The sequence below is a fragment of the Paenibacillus tundrae genome (assembly GCF_030812775.1).
Taxonomy (GTDB): Bacteria; Bacillota; Bacilli; order Paenibacillales; family Paenibacillaceae; genus Paenibacillus; species Paenibacillus tundrae_A.
On sequence record NZ_JAUSTI010000019.1, the window covers coordinates 56,182 to 76,695 of the forward strand.

The 20,514-nt window shown below is 45.6% G+C and carries 19 protein-coding genes and 1 other annotated feature; of the genes, 17 read left to right on the forward strand and 2 right to left on the reverse strand.

Annotation, left to right across the window (positions count from 1 at the left end; all coding sequences use genetic code 11):
- The first annotated feature begins 61 nt into the window (after positions 1-61).
- From J2T19_RS24160 to leuS, 11 genes are all read left to right on the forward strand, one after another.
- The gene (locus tag J2T19_RS24160) at positions 62-589 is read left to right on the forward strand and encodes a YqeG family HAD IIIA-type phosphatase (protein ID WP_307220461.1); all 528 of its coding nucleotides are present in this window, start codon (positions 62-64) and stop codon (positions 587-589) included.
- Positions 586-1,713 (forward strand): ribosome biogenesis GTPase YqeH, encoded by a 1,128-nt coding sequence (gene yqeH / locus J2T19_RS24165; protein ID WP_145045765.1) that lies wholly within the window; start codon positions 586-588, stop codon positions 1,711-1,713. Before J2T19_RS24160 ends, yqeH begins: the two co-directional genes overlap by 4 nt.
- A 40-nt stretch (positions 1,714-1,753) precedes the next feature.
- Complete coding sequence (aroE, locus tag J2T19_RS24170; RefSeq protein ID WP_307220396.1) at positions 1,754-2,623, forward strand: shikimate dehydrogenase; 870 nt, start codon at positions 1,754-1,756, stop codon at positions 2,621-2,623.
- 124 nt (positions 2,624-2,747) lie between these two features.
- Entirely contained in the window at positions 2,748-3,038 is a 291-nt protein-coding gene (gene yhbY, locus J2T19_RS24175; RefSeq protein ID WP_145045761.1) for a ribosome assembly RNA-binding protein YhbY, read from the forward strand.
- 12 nt (positions 3,039-3,050) lie between these two features.
- Positions 3,051-3,641, forward strand: a complete 591-nt coding sequence (locus J2T19_RS24180) for a nicotinate-nucleotide adenylyltransferase (RefSeq protein ID WP_307220398.1) — start codon at positions 3,051-3,053, stop codon at positions 3,639-3,641.
- Positions 3,625-4,191 carry a bis(5'-nucleosyl)-tetraphosphatase (symmetrical) YqeK gene (yqeK, locus tag J2T19_RS24185; protein ID WP_307220400.1) on the forward strand — a complete coding sequence of 189 codons (567 nt, stop codon included), beginning with the start codon at positions 3,625-3,627 and terminating at the stop codon, positions 4,189-4,191. The genes J2T19_RS24180 and yqeK overlap by 17 nt, the downstream gene beginning before the upstream one ends.
- A 17-nt stretch (positions 4,192-4,208) precedes the next feature.
- Complete coding sequence (rsfS, locus tag J2T19_RS24190; RefSeq protein WP_145045756.1) at positions 4,209-4,556, forward strand: ribosome silencing factor; 348 nt, start codon at positions 4,209-4,211, stop codon at positions 4,554-4,556.
- The gene (locus J2T19_RS24195; protein ID WP_307220404.1) at positions 4,553-5,467 is read left to right on the forward strand and encodes a CvfB family protein; all 915 of its coding nucleotides are present in this window, start codon (positions 4,553-4,555) and stop codon (positions 5,465-5,467) included. Before rsfS ends, J2T19_RS24195 begins: the two co-directional genes overlap by 4 nt.
- Positions 5,468-5,830: 363 nt before the next feature.
- On the forward strand, positions 5,831-6,601 hold the full coding sequence (locus J2T19_RS24200) for a class I SAM-dependent DNA methyltransferase (RefSeq protein ID WP_307220406.1): 771 nt from the start codon (positions 5,831-5,833) through the stop codon (positions 6,599-6,601).
- A 187-nt stretch (positions 6,602-6,788) separates the two neighbouring features.
- Positions 6,789-7,745, forward strand: coding sequence for a phosphotransferase family protein (locus J2T19_RS24205; protein WP_307220408.1), 957 nt, complete (start codon positions 6,789-6,791; stop codon positions 7,743-7,745).
- A 55-nt stretch (positions 7,746-7,800) separates the two neighbouring features.
- Positions 7,801-8,070 (forward strand) — a binding site (T-box leader).
- 72 nt (positions 8,071-8,142) lie between these two features.
- Positions 8,143-10,587, forward strand: coding sequence for a leucine--tRNA ligase (gene leuS, locus J2T19_RS24210; RefSeq protein WP_307220410.1), 2,445 nt, complete (start codon positions 8,143-8,145; stop codon positions 10,585-10,587).
- On the opposite strand, the gene comER is transcribed toward leuS, so the two are convergent.
- Entirely contained in the window at positions 10,568-11,413 is an 846-nt protein-coding gene (gene comER / locus J2T19_RS24215) for a late competence protein ComER (RefSeq protein ID WP_307220412.1), read from the reverse strand. The genes leuS and comER overlap by 20 nt on opposite strands.
- Before the next feature lie 186 nt (positions 11,414-11,599).
- On the opposite strand from comER, the gene J2T19_RS24220 reads away from it, so the two are divergent.
- The 3 genes from J2T19_RS24220 to J2T19_RS24230 all read left to right on the forward strand — a co-directional run bounded on the left by J2T19_RS24220 (position 11,600) and on the right by J2T19_RS24230 (position 15,907).
- Positions 11,600-12,211: a ComEA family DNA-binding protein gene (locus J2T19_RS24220; RefSeq protein ID WP_307220415.1), complete on the forward strand. Its 612-nt coding sequence runs from the start codon at positions 11,600-11,602 to the stop codon at positions 12,209-12,211.
- Between the two features lie 31 nt (positions 12,212-12,242).
- On the forward strand, positions 12,243-12,764 hold the full coding sequence (locus J2T19_RS24225; protein ID WP_128102932.1) for a deoxycytidylate deaminase: 522 nt from the start codon (positions 12,243-12,245) through the stop codon (positions 12,762-12,764).
- Between the two features lie 290 nt (positions 12,765-13,054).
- The gene (locus J2T19_RS24230) at positions 13,055-15,907 is read left to right on the forward strand and encodes a ComEC/Rec2 family competence protein (protein WP_370874944.1); all 2,853 of its coding nucleotides are present in this window, start codon (positions 13,055-13,057) and stop codon (positions 15,905-15,907) included.
- Between the two features lie 579 nt (positions 15,908-16,486).
- Here J2T19_RS24230 and J2T19_RS24235 read toward each other — a convergent pair.
- Entirely contained in the window at positions 16,487-16,789 is a 303-nt protein-coding gene (locus J2T19_RS24235; RefSeq protein WP_056695947.1) for a hypothetical protein, read from the reverse strand.
- Positions 16,790-17,137: 348 nt separating this feature from the next.
- Between J2T19_RS24235 and J2T19_RS24240 the strand changes: the two genes are divergently transcribed.
- The 3 genes from J2T19_RS24240 to holA all read left to right on the forward strand — a co-directional run bounded on the left by J2T19_RS24240 (position 17,138) and on the right by holA (position 20,432).
- Positions 17,138-17,686 carry an RNA polymerase sigma factor gene (locus tag J2T19_RS24240; RefSeq protein ID WP_056695951.1) on the forward strand — a complete coding sequence of 183 codons (549 nt, stop codon included), beginning with the start codon at positions 17,138-17,140 and terminating at the stop codon, positions 17,684-17,686.
- Positions 17,683-18,975 (forward strand): zf-HC2 domain-containing protein, encoded by a 1,293-nt coding sequence (locus J2T19_RS24245; protein WP_307220421.1) that lies wholly within the window; start codon positions 17,683-17,685, stop codon positions 18,973-18,975. Before J2T19_RS24240 ends, J2T19_RS24245 begins: the two co-directional genes overlap by 4 nt.
- Before the next feature lie 440 nt (positions 18,976-19,415).
- The gene (holA, locus tag J2T19_RS24250) at positions 19,416-20,432 is read left to right on the forward strand and encodes a DNA polymerase III subunit delta (protein WP_307220423.1); all 1,017 of its coding nucleotides are present in this window, start codon (positions 19,416-19,418) and stop codon (positions 20,430-20,432) included.
- Positions 20,433-20,514: the final 82 nt, after the last annotated feature.

Genomic DNA, 20,514 nt, shown 5'->3' on the forward strand with positions numbered 1-20,514 from the left:
TGCATTTTCAGGAAAGACGGATTTGTGATATAGTGTGTCGTATGAAACTGAGGTGACTTCTTTGTTTAAAATGTTAATGCCCAAGCTGCGAGTAGACACAGTTTTTGACATTAATCTGGAAGAGCTGTACGCTCAAGGCTATCGTGGAATAATAACTGATCTCGACAATACGCTTGTTGGAGCTAAAGCCCCTGATGCAACGCCAGAACTGATTGAATGGTTTGCACGTGTGAAAGAGGCAGGCTTCAAACTGATGATTGTGTCCAATAACAATTTGAATCGTGTATCCTTGTTTGCTACGCCACTGGATATCCAGTTTGTGCACAGTGCACGCAAACCATCGAATGCACCGTTTCGTAGAGCAATGAAAATGATGGAGCTTACTCCAGATAAAACGATTGTGGTAGGTGATCAGATGTTAACCGATGTATATGGAGGTAACCGGCTAGGGCTTTATACCGTGCTGGTGTTACCCATCTCCATCGGTGATGAAGGATTCATGACCCGCTTCAATCGACGCGTGGAACGGATTGCTCTAACGAGTTTACGCAAGAAAGGCTTATGGCTTGAGGAGGAAAATAAGAAATGACAGACACGCATAACGGCAATCTTGCCGTAAGATGCAGCGGATGCGGGGTGCATCTGCAAACAGAAGATCAGGATAAACCCGGATTTATCCCTGAGAAGGCGCTGGATCGTGAACCGGTAATATGCCAGCGTTGTTTCCGTATCAAAAATTATAATGAATCATCATCAGTAACCGTTGACCAAGACGAGTTCCTAGCATTGCTGAGCCAGATCGGGGATAAGGATGCGCTTGTTATCCATATCGTTGATTTGTTTGACTTTGACGGTAGCGTAATCTCTGGCCTCCAACGTTTTGTCGGTAACAATCCGGTATTACTTGTAGTAAACAAAACGGACTTGCTACCTAAAGTAACAAACTGGAATAAGGTTCGAAACTGGGTGCAAAAGCAGGCTAAGGAGCAGGGACTGCGCACTGTGGATGTGTTGCTCGTGAGCGCTAAGCAAAATCAAGGCTTCGAACGTCTCCTTGAATTGGTAAGCACTTATCGTGAAGATCGTGACGTTTACGTGGTCGGGGGCACTAATGTGGGTAAATCTACATTGATTAACCGACTGATTCGTGACTACAGTGATCTGGAACAAGAACTGACAACATCCCGTTACCCAGGAACAACACTGGATATGGTGAACATTCCATTAGAAGATGGAAAGTTTATTATTGATACACCTGGGATCGTATATCCATGGCGTTTCAGTGAGATCGTATCTCGCAAAGACTTAGCTGCGATTATGCCGGACAAGCCGCTTAAGCCTGCCGTATATCAATTAAATCCAGGTCAAGCGCTGTTCTTTGGCGGTATGGCTCGTTTCGACTTCGTAGAGGGTGATCGTCAGTCCTTTACATGTTTTATCAGCACAGCGCTGAATATTCACCGGACGAAGCTAGAACGCGCGGATGAATTGTACCGTGATCATCTAGGAGAGTTGCTTACCCCGCCAACACGCGAAGGTGCTTCGGAGATGCCAGAATGGACTCGTCATGAGTTCCGTATCAAACGTGGAAGTCAGTCCGATATCTTTATCTCCGGTCTAGGCTGGGTTAAAGTGAACGGAGACAATGGGGCTCTCGTAGCTGTTCATGTACCTAAAGGTATCCGAGTACTTGTTCGTCCTTCTCTGATCTAATCAGGTCAGTAACATATTCATCAGATCGGAGGCGGACGCGTTGTCTGAACAAAAGAAAACCACGACTTCACTTCCAGTGTTGCTGGGCGTTATGGGTAATCCTATTGCTCATTCCAAATCTCCAGCTATGCATAATGCAGCTTTAAAGGCCGCAGAAGTGAATGGAATCTATATGCCACTCCATGTTCATCCCGAACAATTGCAGGCAGCGGTTAGAGGCATTGTTGCTCTGGGGTATCGCGGTGTGAATGTCACCATTCCTCATAAGGAGCAGGTTATGTCTTATCTGGATGAGATCGATGAGAGCGCACGGTTGATTGGTGCAGTGAATACCATTGTCAATAAGGACGGAAAGCTGATAGGCTATAATACGGATGGCATTGGTTATGTACGGTCACTTAAGGAAGAAGCTGTGCCTGACCTTGCAGGCAAACGGATCGCTGTGCTAGGTGCAGGAGGAGCTGCTAGAGGAGTCATATATGCACTGGCTCTAGAGAAGCCTGAACGCATTCACATATTGAATCGTACAGCCGAGCGAGCCATTGAACTCGCTTCGGATCTGCGGGCTCATGGATTAGGTGAGATTACAGGCAGTGGAATGGCGGAAGCGGCGGCTGTGCTTGCTTCCGCTGATATTGTCATTAATACAACGGCTGCGGGGATGCATCCCCATGTGGATGATGTTCCGGTAGATCCTGCACTGATTCGTGTAGACGCAGCCGTAAGTGATCTCATCTATAATCCACTGGAGACACGTCTGCTGCGTGAATCACGCCTACGTGGATGTACGGTGCATGGTGGTCTGGGGATGTTTGTATATCAGGGCGCAGTGGCTTTTGAACATTGGTTCGGCATCCAGGCTCCTGTGGAGACAATGAGACAAGCGGTACTAGACAGCTTCGATAAGTAAAATAAGTAACAAGCAAGGTTAAGTGAATAATAAATAATGACACTAAAATATAATTGAACAGCCAAGCCTGACAGAGACTCTTCTGTCACTGGCGTGTGCTGAGCATAAGGAGTATGGAGTATTCATGTTAACAGGTAAACAAAAACGCTTTTTGCGTTCACAAGCACATCATCTAACCCCAGTGTTTCAGATCGGTAAAGGTGGCACAAACGATCATCTGTTCCGTCACATTGAAGATGCGATCGAAAAACGCGAGTTGATGAAAGTTCAAATTTTGAACAACAATCTGGATGATAAAAACGAAATCGCGGCAGAACTTGCTCGTGAGACTGGCAGTGAGCTTGTACAAGTGATTGGTGGCACGATTGTCCTGTATAAGGAATCACGCGACAACAAACAAATCGAACTTCCTTAGGATGGTGACATCATGAAGATTGGTATCATGGGTGGGACATTCGATCCAATCCATATGGGACATCTGTTGGCCGCTGAAGCTGCGAGGGATTCCCATGCACTGGATGAAATCTGGTTCATGCCCTCCCATGTTCCACCACACAAGCGTGGAGCCGGGGCTTCGGGGCAGCAACGTCTGGATATGACGGAAGCGGCGATCCAAGATGTACAGCAATATGAGATGCTGGATATTGAAATGGAGCTTGGTGGCGTATCTTATACAATCGACACGATGAAGGAGCTATGGAATCGTTATCCAGAGCATGATTTTTACTTTATCATTGGTGCAGATATGGTCAACTATCTACCCAAATGGGAACAGATCGAGGAGCTTGCAGCACGCTTGACCTTTATCGGAGTAGGCAGACCCGGCTTTCAGCTTCATCTGGATGACTTACCCGATGAGCTACAAGATAAAGTATTGCTGGCAGAGATGCCGCTCGTCGACATATCATCCACTGCCGTACGTAAACGTCTTGCGAAGGGACAATCGGTACGTTTCATGATTCCTACTGCAGTTCATGAATATATTGTAAGGAGCGGTTTATATGGCACTAAGCCGTGAGGAACTCATTCAAGCTGTTTCGGGTCAAATGCCGGAGAAACGCTGGAAGCATACCCTTGGCGTGATGCAATCTGCCGTATATTTGGCTGAAAAATATGGTGCAGATCCCGTGAAGGCGGATCTGGCTGCCGTATTGCACGATGTTGCCAAGTACTGGCCTGTATCAGAGATGGAAGCAGTTATCCGTGACAATGGATTAAACGAAGACCTGTTGCAGCATGACAAGCAGCTCTGGCACTCAGAGGTTGGTGCTTTTGTAGCACAGCGGGATTACGGAATTGATGATCTGGAGATCATTAATGCTATTCGTTGGCATACCTCTGGGAGAGTGGGCATGAGTCTGCTGGATAAGGTGGTATGTCTTGCGGATTATATTGAGCCGGGAAGAGATTTTCCGGGTGTGGATCGCATTCGTGAACAGGCTGAACACAGTCTGGAGGAAGGGTTAATTGCTGGTTTTGACTCAACGATTAGCTTGCTGTTATCACAGCGGAGAGTGATTTACCCTTTAACCATGTATGCACGTAACGATCTGATTACACAATTATAAACTATGGAGGTTGGTTCATGACATTATCATCGAAAGAACTAATGAATTTGGCGGTTACAGCCGCAGACGATAAAAAGGCATCCAACATTGTAGCACTCGATCTAGTGGGGATTTCACTGGTAGCGGACTATTTTGTGATCTGCCATGGTAACTCGGATACACAGGTACAATCTATTGCAACAGAGATTCGTAAACAGGCTCACGCCGCAGGTGTAACGATTAAAGGTATTGAGGGTATGGATTCGGCACGCTGGGTTCTGATGGATCTAGGGGACGTGGTTGTTCATATCTTCCACCGCGATGAGCGTGAATACTACAACATCGAACGTTTATGGTCGGATGCTAAAGTGGTGGAAACGGTATGAGTTTGATTGCAGGAACTGTTGTCTCTTTGCGGGTTGAACGTGAAGTATCTCCGTTTGGCTACTTTTTGACGACTGGATCGGAAGAGGTACTGCTTCACTATACAGAGCTGACACGTGATATCAAAATCGATGAGACACTGGAAGTCTTTATCTTCTTTGATACGGAAGATCGCCTTGCTGCGACGATGAAGAAGCCTTATCTTACTCTTGGGGAAATGGCACGACTTGTTGTGGCTGACATACATCCACGGCTCGGCTGTTTTCTAGAAATGGGTCTGGGTCGGCAACTACTGCTTCCTATCCGTGAATTGCCTGAATTAGAAGAGCTGCGTCCACAGGTTGGGGACGAGGTTTTTGTTATCATGGAGCACGATAAGCAAGGCCGTCTTCGTGCGAAATTGGCTGGAGAACGTGAGCTTGCACCGTTAGCCTTCCATGCACCGACATCATGGCTCAATGAATGGGTCGAAGCGACGGTGTACAAGCCGTTGCAAATGGGGACTTTTGTGCTTGTGGAAGGTGGAGTGCTTGGTTTTGGTGCCATTGGCATGATCCATTCCTCCGAGCGTACCCACTTGTTGCGTCTCGGCGAGAAAGTGAAATGCCGGGTAACGCTGGTTCGTGAGGATGGACGTGTGAACCTGGCGACGTCTCTTCGCAAAGAGGTAGGTCGTAACGAGGATGCGGATAAGCTGCTCGCGTTTATGAAAGAGCGTCCAACAGGTGGTATGCCTTATTCGGATGCGACACCACCGGATATTATTAAACAGCGTTTTGGCATCAGCAAATCCGCCTTCAAGCGTGCTTTAGGTAAGCTAATGAAGGATGGACTGGTCACTCAGAAAGAAAACTGGACATACTTGACGGACGCTGCTTCGCAAGCTACTGCTCCGGATTCGGACAAGAATTAGTAACGTTGAACTTAAGTTAATCGCAGACTCATGTGAGTTTGATGTAAAAGCAGGGCAAGCTGGGTGAACTCCGGACGCCTCTGCTTTTTCGTTTATGATAAATTTATATCAGTTCAACTAATTCTTTACACGAGAACGGAGAAGACAGAAATAACGTGAAGAAGCGAAGCGTTCGCCTGAAAGCTTTCTGCAAGAAAGCTACATCGGAAGCATATGCCTCTATCCCCGGATTTTCCCTTTGGAAAAGGGAATCAAAAAAATCCGGGGATAACAGCGATCGGAAGGTTGTTCTGTTTATCGGAGTGGCAAGTGTAAATATTTTTGAGTTATATAATAAAATGAATTGAAAGTGCGGTGCCTGACATGTCTTACCGTAAATTTGCCTATGTTTACGATGAATTAATGGAAGATATGCCTTATCCGGACTGGATAAGGTTCGCGAGAACAGCTTGGGAGCGCCACGGCATGCCCAAAAGCGTAGCTGAACTTGGTTGTGGTACAGGTTCGATTACGATTCCTTTGGTTAACTCAGGATTCGAGGTGACGGGGATCGATCTGTCGGCGGATATGTTATCTGTGGCTCGCAGCAAGATGGAAGCTACACCCCAAGGGCATCGTTTGTACCGTGAAGGCAGTGTACGGTGGGTACAGCAGGATATGCGCGAATGGAGAGTACCTGAGCCAGTAGACTCGGTTATTTCATTCTGTGACTGTATTAACTATTTGCTGGAACAGGACGATGTCATCCGCACCTTCCAACGAACATACGAAATGATGAAGCCAGGAGGAACATTCCTGTTCGATGTGCATCATCCTAATACATTTATTCGATATGAAGAAGAACAGCCTTTTGTACTGGACGAACGCTCCATATCCTATATCTGGACAAGTGCTTTAGACTCGGAACGATGTGAGATCGAACATCATCTCAGCATTTTCTCACGTGTTGATGATGGGGGGAAGGATCTCTATCAGAGGTTCGAAGAGGTGCATGTGCAGCGCGCATACGATCCGGAGTGGATGAAGCTGGAGTTACGGAAGGCGGGATTCCGCGATGTCAGCGTGTACGCAGATTTTGAGTGGGAAGAAGCAGGGGAAAGCGCGCAGCGTCTGTTCTATGTTGCTATCAAATAATTGGTCTTGTTCATCGCCCTTGCACATTCGGAGGGCGTTTTTTTATTTTTGAGCAAAATAGGATCATGGATCGTGATCTAAGCTATTGCCAGTTAAGTGTGAGGGAGCCATAATAACACTAACAGAAAGCGTTTTCCTTTTTTGATGAGATAAGATGACGAACTTAAGAAGGACAGGTGATTATGGGGTGGAAAGTAAATACAAAACCAAGCTAACTTCGGAACAGCTAGACCGGATAGTAATCCAAATATTAAATAGTGAACTATCTGAGTATCAGGAAATGAATGAAGGCTGGGCGAACCAGGCATATCGGATCGTATTAAAAGATGGACAGACGGTGGTGCTCAAAATTGCTCCTACGGATAAATCCAATCTGATGCGTTGTGAACAAGGGTTAATGAAGACTGAAGTTGAGGCACTGCGTCTTGTGTCGGAGCTAACGGATCTGCCTGTTCCTCGTGTACTTGCGTATGATGATTCACTAACCCTTGCACCTTCAGAATATTTTATTATGGAGCATATGACAGGCAAGCCGTATAACCAAGTGAAAGAGCACTATAGCATTGAAGAACAGGAAGCAATTGAAGAAGAGCTAGGGCGCTACAATCGAAGAATAAATGATATCAAAGGAGAACAATTTGGTTATTTCTCATCGGGACGACAACGTTATTTCACATGGAAAGAAGCTTTTCTGCAACTGATGGATGATGTATTAATCGATGGGAAAAAGGCAGGGATTACGTTTTCGATGTCTTATGAGGAATTGGAGCGTTTGATTCAGGCTAGAGCTGATGTCCTCGATGATGTGCTAGAACCTGTGTTTATTAGCTGGGATCTGTGGGATGGCAATGTGCTGGTGGAGAATGGTCAAATTACCGCCATTATTGACTTTGAGCGTTCACTATGGGCGGATCCATTGATGGAGCATTATTTTAGTCACTTTAATTACACGCCTGGATTTTTGAAGGGATATGGTAGATCCATTACAACACCAAGTGAACGAAGCAGAAGAGGGTTATATGATCTGTATTTTGATCTATTACTTCGGATCGAATGTGCATACCGGCAGTTTGATGATCATAAACATATTCAGTGGACGATTCATAATCTGGAAGAAAGCATTGAACGGTTTCGGTTGGGCTGAGGTCTGTCATTGACTTTGGCGGTACTTTTTTATATAATGTTTCCGATATTGTATACATATTTCGATGATAAGGATCAGTAGTGAATTCTGTACATGACAGAGAGTCGGCGGTTGGTGCAAGCCGATTGACAGTATTTCATGAACTCGCCTTGGAGAAATGCGGTGATTACACCATCCGATACTTAACCGATGTCTATTCGGTGGTTGCAGGAATGGAAATCCGCATCGGTTAACCGCCGTTACAGGTTCAAAGGGAGTGGATGACGAAGCACGTTCATCCGCTAACTAGGGTGGTACCACGGGAATTCAACCTCTCGTCCCTAGCGCTGCAAACGCTATGGGATGCTGAGGTTTTTTTGTTGTAATTTATGTGAATCAACCAGAGGAGGAACAATAGATGAGTGAGAATCACCAGCCGAAGCACGGCTATCAGCCGCAAGTGATGGAGAAAAGTTGGCAGCAATTTTGGGATGAGAATAAAACGTTCAAAACAGGCGAGGATCCGGCTAAACCGAAGTTCTATGCATTGGATATGTTCCCATATCCATCTGGCGCGGGGCTGCACGTAGGTCACCCGGAAGGATACACTGCAACGGATATCGTTTCTCGTTACAAACGTATGCGCGGATACAATGTTTTGCATCCAATGGGCTGGGACGCTTTTGGTCTGCCTGCTGAGCAGCATGCACTTGATACGGGAGAACACCCACGTGAGATCACATTCCGTAACATTGACAACTTCCGTCGTCAGATTAAATCCCTTGGGTTCTCCTATGACTGGGATCGGGAGATCAGCACAACGGATCCGGATTATTACAAATGGACGCAATGGATCTTCATCCAGTTGTACAACAAAGGGCTCGCTTACGTTGATGAAGTGCCTGTAAACTGGTGCGAAGCATTGGGTACAGTACTGGCTAATGAAGAGGTCATTGATGGTAAAAGTGAGCGCGGTAATCACCCGGTTGTCCGTAAACCGATGCGTCAATGGGTATTGAAAATTACTGAATATGCTGAGCGCCTCTTGGAAGACCTGGAAGAGCTGGATTGGTCCGAGAGCATTAAGGATATGCAACGTAACTGGATTGGTAAATCCACAGGAGCAGAAGTGGTGTTTGCCATTGAGGGACGTGAGGAAGTAATCAAGGTATTCACGACTCGTGCGGATACTTTGTTTGGAGCTAGTTATGCTGTATTGGCACCAGAACATGAGTTGGTAGATGCCATTGTGACAGCAGAGCAACGTGAAGCGATCAAAGCTTATCAGGAGCAAGCTGGACGTAAGAGTGACCTGGAACGTACGGATCTGGCCAAAGACAAAACAGGTGTATTTACAGGGGCTTATGCCATCAATCCAGTAAATGGAGCGAAGGTGCCTATCTGGATCGCTGATTATGTTCTGGCTGGTTATGGTACAGGTGCAATTATGGCAGTTCCTGGGCATGATACACGTGACTGGGAATTTGCGAAGCAATTCGGACTGGACATCATTGAAGTTGTTTCTGGTGGGGATGTGACCAAAGAAGCGTATTCCGGAGACGGACCACACGTTAACTCTGATTTCTTGAATGGTCTGAACAACGAAGAAGCGATTGCGAAGATGATTGCATGGCTGGAAGACAGCGGTAAAGGTGAAGGCAAAACGACATACCGTCTGCGTGACTGGTTGTTCAGCCGTCAACGCTACTGGGGAGAGCCGATTCCAATTCTGCATCTGGAAGATGGAACGATGAAGACCGTGCCTGAGGATCAACTTCCATTGTTGCTGCCAGACATTGATCAGATCAAGCCTTCGGGTACAGGGGAATCACCACTGGCGAATGTAACCGAGTGGGTGAATACGGTTGATCCTGAAACGGGAATGAAAGCACGTCGTGAGACAAACACGATGCCACAATGGGCGGGAAGCTGCTGGTATTACCTGCGCTTTATCGATCCACATAATGACAAGGAACTGATCTCTCAGGAAAAACAACAACAATGGCTACCTGTCGATCTGTACATCGGGGGAGCAGAGCACGCTGTGCTTCACTTGCTGTATGCACGTTTCTGGCATAAAGTGCTGTATGACCTGGGTGTAGTGCAGACGAAAGAGCCATTCCATAAACTTGTGAACCAAGGTATGATTCTGGGAACTAATAATGAGAAAATGAGTAAATCTCGTGGTAACGTTATTAACCCAGATGAAATTGTAAATGAATTCGGTGCAGATACGCTGCGTTTGTATGAGATGTTCATGGGGCCGCTGGAAGCAACAAAACCGTGGAATGCTAACGGGGTTGAAGGCATGTACCGCTTCCTGTCACGCGTATGGCGTCTCTTCATCAATGAAGATACAGGCGCGATTAATGATAAAATTACAGCGGATGGCGGTACAGAAGAATTCAAGCGTACTGCTCACAAAACAATTAAGAAAGTAACGGATGATCTGGAGCATCTGCGCTTCAACACAGCGATCAGTCAGCTGATGATCTTCATTAACGATGCATACAAAGCAGATACGCTGCCACGTGAATCGATGGAGAACTTCGTGCAATTACTGTCACCGCTTGCGCCGCATATGGCGGAAGAGCTGTGGAGTCGCTTAGGTCATGAAGGTGGAATTACTTATGTAGCTTGGCCTGAATATGACGAAGCGATGACAGTAGACGCTGAAGTGGAGATTGTCGTTCAAGTGAATGGCAAAATTGTAACACGGGCAACCGTTGCGAAGGATTTGGATGCACAAGGCATGCAGGACTTCACAATGGAGCTTGCACCAGTGAAGCAGGCTCTGGAAGGCAAGACCATTCGTAAGGTCATTGCCGTTCCAGGCAAACTGGTTAATATTGTTGCCGGTTAATCTCACTGGCTTGGAATAGTTCATTAAGCTTTACCAAGTCTTCATCATATTTGTCATGGGTGGTGTGAATGAGGCTATCAAACACACCGTCCAGACTAATCTTGAGTAGTGCCAAAGCCTGAGCAGTGATGCCACCGGGAACAGCAACTCGTGCTTGAAGTTCTTGAGGTGTATACCCTCCTTCAGTGAGCAGTTTACCTGTTCCAAGGAGCATCTCACCTGCAAGAGCACAGGCATCTGCTCGTTTGATCCCTGTAAGCTTGACGGCACTCTCAATCCATTGTTCCAAAAAGAACGATATGAATGCAGGTCCGCAACTGGAAAAGTCGGATGTTATGCGGGTACACGCTTCATCCACTTGGTAAGGTTTGCTGAAATGACTCAGCAAGCCTTCCAACACAGTGCGATCTTCAGTTGTCATTCGTTCACCGTGTATACATAATGACGCTCCGCTGCCGACCTGATGTGTGACGCTGGGGATAACTTTGGAGACTTTGCAAGGAAGTGAAGATTCCAGATGACGCAGCTGCACGGGACTAGTGATCGAGACAATCATATGATTCGGATTCACGACAGGCAGGATCTCGTCAATAACATGTTTGAATTCCAGCGGCTTCACACAGAGAAAGATGATGTTGCTTCGGATAACGGTTTCCCGATTACTCTGTGATTCATGCAGACCGGGATAACGGAGGGATAACTGACGCACTTTGGAAGGGGTTCGATTGCTTGCGGCGATCTGCCGCGGCTCTAATGCTCCGGATTGGATCAGGGCATAGATCAGCAGGCTTCCCATGCTGCCGGTTCCGATAAATCCAACCTTCATTGTTTCAGGCCTCCTTTCATGCTTTACGGTACTGGCGTAGTTCGTTCCTTCTAGTCTATGCAGCATAACTTGTTTGACATGACATCAAAAAAGGAATGTGGAGATTATAGTCCATTTATAGACGGTTCGGAAGCACCGCCCGTGTTCAAAATTGATCTATTTGATAACAGGGAGAGGTGTAGACGAATGAAGTGGAAACAAGGATGGACGATTGGTGCTGCGGTAATTGGAACGATACTTATATTGTGGTCGGGCAAAAGTGAACAGCCGCCTTCTGGCTGGGAACCGATGCAGCTCGCCACTCAAACGCCGACGCTCAAGCAGGAAGCTGCTATTGTAGAGTCGGCTGTTTTGGGTCAAAATAGGGAGTTGTCAACGCAAGCTGTAGTAGAACAAGCCACACCAGTCAATGCGGGGGTGAATCCTGCAGGAGACAGTGAGGCTTCTTCTACGATGCAGGGGAAGGCACCGGAAGAGAAGAGTCCAGATGTTATTAATACGGAATCTGCTACGTCTGCAGCAGTCACGAATAAGTCAACTGAAACAGAAATGAAGCCGGAACAGCAGGTTGCAAGTCCACCAGAGCAAGAGGTTGTCGACAATGGTAAAATTGATATCAATTCAGCACCTGTCTCTAAACTTACCGAACTTCCAGGCATTGGAGAGAAGAAGGCGCAGGCCATCGTTGATTATCGAAATGCACATGGACCGTTTACAAGAGTCAGTGATTTGACCAAAGTAAAAGGAATAGGTATGAAAATGCTGGAGAAGATGGCTCCATATGTGCAAATTCGGTAATTAAATTATTTCAATCGGGAGAGATGCAAATATGAGTACAACAGATGTACGCAAAGACTGGGATACTTACTTCATGGATATTGCTTATATGGTCTCTACCCGCTCCCGCTGTTCGCGTCGGCATGTAGGTGCAGTGCTTGTGCAAGGGAAAAAACTGCTCGGAACAGCATACAACGGGGCACCTATGGGGGTACCGGATTGTTCAGAAGCAGGATGTATGATATCCGAGGAGTATGAATTGGTTGTCACGGATGGTAAAGAGGAAATGGTTAAGAAGCAGCGGTGTATTCGTACCATTCATGCGGAGCAAAATTTACTTTTGTTCACGGATCGAATCGATCGGGAGGGCTCGTCTGTTTATGTGACGGATGAACCTTGCTGGACCTGCTCTAATATGCTTGCGAACAGTGGCATTACAGAAATTGTTTTCCATCGCCCATATCCTAAGGATACGGGTAAAGTAACGCGTATGATGGCGCAAAAAGGCATCACATTCCGCAAGCTGGAGCAATATCAGCCTCCACGTGAGACGATGATGACAATTAGTGATTAAACGGTTAGGTATGGGAAGGATTTAAAGACTTCATGTACTATCGTCTCTATCACTAGGCATGTTTATTGTAATGTGATATCACTTTACTAAATTACGCTTTAGATCGAGGAAGAACCTCCGGTTAGCTACGTCAGCTACCGGGGGTTTTTCTTCGTTTTTTTGATTATAAATAAGCTTCTGCAAAAAAACGATAAGGGGAGATTGGGATGAAAGGTAGGCCTTTATTGCTATTTACAGTGTGTTGGTTATGCGGAAGTATAGTGGGATGTGCATTATCAGGATGGACACTTATGTGGGGGTTGGTGGGAGTGCTGGCATGTATGCCCCTCCTTTTTCACTGGCTGGACATTCGTGGCTGGACTCGTCTATTACTTGTTGCATCGCTTCTAGGTGGTCTTGCTCACTGGGAATGGTATGATCTGCGTAATGTCAGCGTCTTGCCGGAGATCACTGGAAGGAGTCATCAGGAGCTTGATGGATATGTAGCAAAGCTAGAAGGTACGATCGCGTCAGCTGTTCGTGTGGATGGAGATCGGGCCGATTTTGAGCTTTTACTTTCTACAATATATCCAGAATCAGACCCGTTATCTGGCACCGAAGAAAGGGCAGATCCGAAGCAACAGCCGATGCATGACGTAGGTGAGCGTTTGATGGTACAGGTGAAGCTAGTTGAAGAAGAAGAGCAGGACATAGCGATGGCGTGGAGCCGCGGGGATTCCATGGTAATGACTGGCTCGTTCACAAGACCGGGTGAAGCCCGGAATTATGGTGGATTTGACTATCGTAATTATTTGCGGACACAGGAGATACATTGGTTGTTTAAAGTCAAAGGTGCCAGCTCAATCACTTCCATGCAGCCTGAAGGCTGGAGCCAGATTGATATTTTTCGTTGGAATGACATGATCAGACAACAGTTGGGGAGCGCAATAGAGGTCTTGTTTCCCGAACCTCATGCTGGATACATGAAGGGGTTAATCATAGGCATGGCGAAGGACATTGATCCAGATACGTATGGTCACTTCTCTCAGCTTGGACTTACCCATATCCTTGCGATATCTGGCACACATGTTGCCGTGTATGTTGCTTCACTGCTATTTTTTTTGTCTTTGCTGAGGTTAACTAGAGAAACGTCACTTACGATTGTGTTGCTACTTATCCCTGCTTATGTAATGCTGTCGGGTGGTTCACCTTCGGTTATTCGTGCCGGCATTATGTCCATGCTTGGCTTGTATTTGGCTAGACGAGGGTTAGCTAGAGATGGATTGCAGATGATCAGTGCGGCAGCATTGTTAATGATGTGGTGGAATCCGTATTTTTTGCTCAGCGTCAGCTTCCAGCTTTCTTTTCTCGTCACCGCCGGTTTGATGATCTATATGCCCTTTATTAATCGTCTGTTTAGAAAATTACCGAAAGCACTGGCTGCGACAGCCTCGGTGACCGTTACAGCGCAGCTCATTTCATTTCCGGTGACCATATTGTATTTCAATCAGTTTTCAATGTTATCGTTTGTAGCAAATTTCCTCTTTGTCTCACTCATAAGCGCTGTAGTTCTGCCCTTTGGAGCGGTTGCATTGCTGTTATCTATGATATGGCTACCTCTTGCCAAACCGTTCGCTTGGCTGGTCATCCTCTTAAATAAACTAACCTTTGCTGGTATTGAATGGTTGAATAGTTTGCCTGGTTTTGTACTCATCTGGGCTACGCCTACCTGGCTGTGGGTTGGGATCTATTACGGAGTTTTGTATGCACTATTACGGATATGGTTTCAAGGGAATGGTCAAGAATCACAGTGGAGCAGTCATCTTGATGAAGAGACCAAACCGTTGAAACAGGAAGATGCAGCATGGGCGATCTCTAAGATGAATGGCAAGCTTGCCTTCAAGTCCTCTCTTTACCCACCGAATCAGAGTTATAGAACGCAAGAAAAGCACAAGGGTTCAATGACACTCAGCGCAAGTATTGCCTGGCCAGAGTATACAAGTGCTTTTCGGGCTAGAGGAGCGGGAGATGATTCGGGGAGACAACGCCCGGTGTATCAACAGTGGTTATGCGGGTTGCTTGCGATTACTTTGATTGCAGGGTTATGGTGGGCCTATCAGACTCCTCAGCCTTCGCGGACGGGTGTAGTACAGTTTCTCGATATTGGTCAAGGGGATAGCACGTTAATTACAACGCCTGAGGGAAAGCATATTTTGGTTGATGGTGGGGGTACGGTTAGCTTCGGTAAGCCTGATCAATCGTGGAAGACTCGGCGTGATCCCTATGAAGTCGGGGCGAAGGTGGTTGTACCATTACTGAAAAAACGAGGTATACATCGGCTAGATGCCGTCATCGTAACCCATGCTGACCAGGATCATGCTGGTGGTTTGCAGGCGGTGCTGGAACAGATCCCAGTGGAGCGTTTTATGTTTAATGGTACAACAAGTGGTAAGGGCAATTTCAATAAGCTAATAGATACAGCTATTGAACGTGATATACCGTTATATGCCATTCGGCAAGGAATGTCTTATGTAGCGGATGATGAGACTACGTTACATTTTATTAATCCAGATCTAGATTCGTTGCATCTTGAAGCGGTGGATGGCATTCCTGTTTCAGAGAATCAAAATCATGATTCAGTTGTATTTTTGCTGGATATGGCTGGCGCTTCATTTTTGTTCACGGGAGATATGGATGCAGCAGCCGAGCAAAATTTGCTCTACATGATTCAGGATGGATCGCTTGCTACCCAGTTTGAAAGACAGAATGTAAAAGGTGGAATTGTTGATAAGGATGTTCCTCTGGAGCTAATGAAAATGATTTCGAGCAACAAAACGATTGGGAAAGTCACTGGTGATGAAGAAGATACGGGAGCGAAGGAGGTGGAGGAGTCGATCTCCATTGACGTCCTGAAGGTAGCTCATCACGGTAGCAAAACGTCGTCAACCGAAGCATGGCTTCAATATTGGAATGCCAAAACAGCTGTAATCTCTGCTGGAGTCAACAATACCTATGGTCATCCCAATCCGGGAGTAATGGAACGTTTGGGGGAAACTGGATCCGAGATCTATCGAACAGATCAGATGGGGGAGATCCAGATGAGGGTCAAGGACGGGGAGATTGAGATACGGCACAAGTTAGAGCCGGAGAATTTGGGGGGGTGATGAATTTTCGGATATTGCAGGACATTGGAACAATGATACGAGTTTAGAGCAACGTTTCAGCAAAGTGACCGTTACAGATATCAAAACAAAATTGAAAAGAATAATAGTGATCGAAGTTACACCGTTGTATTCCGTAATGCTAAAGGAAAAACAGTTTCTGCTTACGCAGGAGGTGCGCCCTCTAGTGTGACGGAAATGCTTGCTGATTCTGACCAATTCTTCTCTTCTGATCCTTATAAGAAAAATAAAATTGGTCTCAGTCCACATGGAATAAAATTATTGCTAGGGAAGTAGCTCTAGGAATGAACATGACGCAGGCGCGCTTGGCATGGGGGGATCCCACGAGCATTTCGTATGAAACAAGTTCAAAAGGCAAGATCGAAGCTTGGGTATATGCTAGCTCCGCAGGTGTAAGAGCTTTAGGGTTTGCCAATGGCAAACTGATTGTGATTTACTGATCATTAGACGAATTAATCATTTCTTTTGATTGCAAGTTACAGGAATGCACAAAAAAGCCCGCTTCCCATATCCTCCATCTGGGAGGAATCGGAAACGGCCTATTTAACTTACTAGTTGAAACTATTCAACACCGTCTTTGAAATGTTTATTCCAGTGTTTATCACCTTTATGCAATAGGTCTTCCACTGTTTTTTCAAGCGTAAGCAGAAGTTGCTCACGAACATCAAGTACGGTTTCTCTGTACAAGCGTTCTTCCGATCCGACAATTTTATCGCCGTATAACGCTTGTGCAGCAGTGTATTTCCGATGTTCCTCTACCAAGGTATCAATGGATTCCAGTGCATGTTCTACAAAATGAGAAATGCTTTGATATTCCTTAGGCATTTGTTCTTTTAACAATTGAATTTTCGCTAGAGCTGGCATGCTCATCACCTCGTATTATGAATGTAAATTTACAATACACTATTTTCATGAAAATTGCATTAAAAAGAGCTTAAATTTATACAAAATTCGACTTTTTTTATTTTTTGCTTCTGAAAGCCTGTTTGCTATAATATATGCTATTGCTCATCAATTGAATCGTGTAAGTACTGGAATAGCTTTTTACTGCTGTGATGACGCTTTATGCAATTTCTGTTATTCTAAGAGAAGATTTTGGGCGGCCCTAATACATAAGCCGTTATTTTATGGTGCCAATAAAAAAATACTTAACTTTGCAACAATTTTATTGATGGTCACGTCTGTAAGGTTGCAGGGAGAGGGGGATCCTTTGTGGTAGAGCCGGAACTCATCAGAGCCGCTCAATCGGGCGATCGCGACGCTCTAATTACCCTATTGCGGAACATTGAACAGCATGTTTATCGATCCGCATTTTACATTTTAAATAATGAACAAGACGCTTTGGATGCTGCTCAGGAAGCGTTGATCCGAATTTACACCAAGATTAATTCTTATGAAGAAAAAGCACAATTCAAAACATGGGTTCAACGCATTGTAACGAATATCTGTATTGATAAATTTAGAAGAACCAAGCCTTCTGTCTCGATTGACGAGCATGAGATGGTTTTTCAAGATAATCAAAATGTAGAATTTGAAGTGATGTCCACGTATGTGGCAAAAGATATTCAGGAGGCGATCAACAAGCTTCCAGAGCATCATCGAACCGTGATTGTTCTAAGATACTTACAGGATTTATCGTATAACGAAATTGCGGACTGTCTCGATCTTCCGTTGAATACGGTGAAATCTTATTTATTTCGAGCTAGACAACAATTACAAAATCTATTACAGGAGTATCAGAAAGGTGGTGTGACAGGATGAAATGTGATGAGGTGGTGGAATGGATGCACCGGTATCTGGATCATGATCTGGGTGAGGTGGAGACCGAGCAGTTGCTACAACATGTGGCCAAGTGCCCGGAGTGCGCCGAGAATTTTAGTTTGCTCAGAGCTTTGTCCAGAGAACTGGAAGATTTACCGCAAGTAACCCCAAAGTTTAGTTTAGTGGATGCAATTATGCCTCAATTAGATGCGATCGACGAAGCGCGGAGGGAACAGAGCAGTACCATGCAAGAAATGAGTCCTGTCCCTGCTGCATTTGAAAATTTACAACGATCAAGTGAGCGGAAAGTTAAACCCTCTTGGTTTAATTCTATGGTTGGCCGAATGTCTATGGGGGCTGCGGCAGCCGTCTTGGTATTGGGTGTAGCTATATGGGGTTATACGCCTGAGAAAATTGAAAATGCAGAGTCAATGATGGGTGCAGGGAGTGCTCAAGAAAGCGGTAATGAAGATCAGAACGCACTCAGAATGGAAATTAGCAACGAGGATTCCACTGCTCCGACAGAAGGAGACAACAGTACTATGTCAGGGCTGTCCAAAGATCAGCCTGATCGACAGCCTGATACACAAGAATCTATTTCGACAGTAAATCCTGAGGAGAATGAGTCGGAGAAGGTGCAGGAAACTCAACCACAGGAAGATGTAACACCGAAACAGCCGTCGGCTGATGCTGAGGCAAAAGTCGATGCGCCGAAAGAAACACCTTCAGCGTCAACTCCTTCGGAGAATCAGGGGAATGCTAATCAAGTAGAACCTGATCAACAAAAGAGTGTAGATCCGGGAAGTGCTGATGCTCCTCAAGGGCGTTCAGATGATGGTGCTGGAACTGAACCTGAAACTGGAGAGTCAGAGTCTTTTTCAACGCAAGATGTAGTGCCGCATGTAAATAATGACGAACCAGCAACGGGCATGGTCGCTCCTAATGCAGATCAGAGCCCTGAGCAGACGACAGATGGTAACAATGGATTGGTTGCTCCAGATCGTGGGTTTGCCGCTGCGGTGACTCCTCCTGCAACAGAGTGGAAGTCTCCGAATGGTTCTTATCTGGTCATACAGATCGGCAACCAGCTCAGTATCTATTCTAAATCTGCCAGTGATTCTGACGTTCTGAATCTAGTAGAACAACGTGATCTGGAAGGAACATTGAAATCGGCTAGCTGGTCCAAGGATAGCACCGTATTCAATTATGAGACAGAGAAGGATGGAGCAGCAATGAAAAAATCATTTCATGTAGCTCCAGTAGCGGGCAGCGAGAATACCGAGAAATAATCGTACCATGTTATGGTTATCATCTGTCCATGGAAGAACATTATAGCTGCATCCGAATATAATGAAAGTAAACCACGTCCTATATCAGTTATAACAACTGACGTCGTATGACCGCGCATTAGCCTCTACTAGTTATGTGTTCAAAAAGGGCGATTTTCAGTACCGAGAAGATGGGATGAAGCTAGAAATGGAGTAGCGGAGCGTAGGCAACCTACGTGAGCAACGGACATTTCGGTTGAATTCTATGTTCGACGCTGAGATGCCGTTAGGCATCCTTCGTAATCAAAAGCGAACTTTTTTGAACAGCCTCTTCTAGAGTGGTTGGTGCTGCGTTTATATAGATGTAGGACTAAGGGGTCTTCATCCACACGGTGGATCGAAGGCCCCTTTGTTGTCTGTCACGTTTTCTGGTAGGATAAGAGGGATAAGGAGGCACCGTGATGGATGTGAAGAGTGCAACAAAAGCAATACGAAGTGGGGATACGGCTCCGATATATGTGCTGTACGGAACGGAGAAATACCAGATACAGCAATTTACGGATATGTTGAAGGAACAGGTTATCGAGGAGGAGCATCGAGATTTTGCGATTGTACCTTATGATCTCTCGGAGACACCTGTAGAAGTTGTTATTGAAGAAGCGGAGACGGTTCCTTTCCTTGTGCCGCGTAAACTAATTATTGTTAGAGATGCGAATCTGTTTACAGCCGGTAAGGATTCCAAAATTGAGCATCAGGTTGATCGCTTGCTGACATACATGGATAACCCTGCGGATTATAGTACAATCGTATTTTTAGCCCAAGGGGATAAGCTCGATGAGCGCAAAAAGTTAGTGAAGGCTGCGAAGAAGCAAGCCATTGTGCTTTTGTTTGCTCCACTTAGTGGGGAAGAGTTGTTGAACTGGATTGTGAAGCTGGCTAAACAACGTGAGGTTACCTTTGAACCTGGAGCTCCAGATATTCTAGTCAGTTATGCGGGAACAGGTCTACAGACGTTATCTGCTGAAGTAGACAAGCTCTGCCTTTTTGCTGGAAACGGTGGCATGATTAGACGTGCGGATATCGAATCGTTGGTTGCACGTAGCACAGAGCAGAATGTATTTGCTCTAGTGGAGGAATTAGCGAATTTAAGACTTGAGAAGGCGTTATCTCTATTCTATGAGTTGTTGAAACAGCGCGAAGAGCCTATCAAAATTGCGGCATTGATCGCTAGACAGTTCCGAATCATGATTCAAGTGAAGGAGCTTGGGCAACAGAGTTATTCACAGCAGCAGATTGCAAGCCAGCTTGGACTTCACCCTTATGCAGTCAAAATTGCTGGGGAGCAAGCACGTAAATTTCAACCTGAACGTTTACGACTGATTTTAAGTCATCTGAGTGAGCTGGATTATCAAATGAAAACAGGCGCTGTAGACAAAGTGCTTGGTTTGGAGTTGTTTTTGTTAAAACTTGGTGCCTAAGAAATGTTGCGTGATGTTGGTGTAATGCGACTCATTATTGCGAAACATTCATTAGGGGAAATAGAAAAAAAGCGGCTCTCAT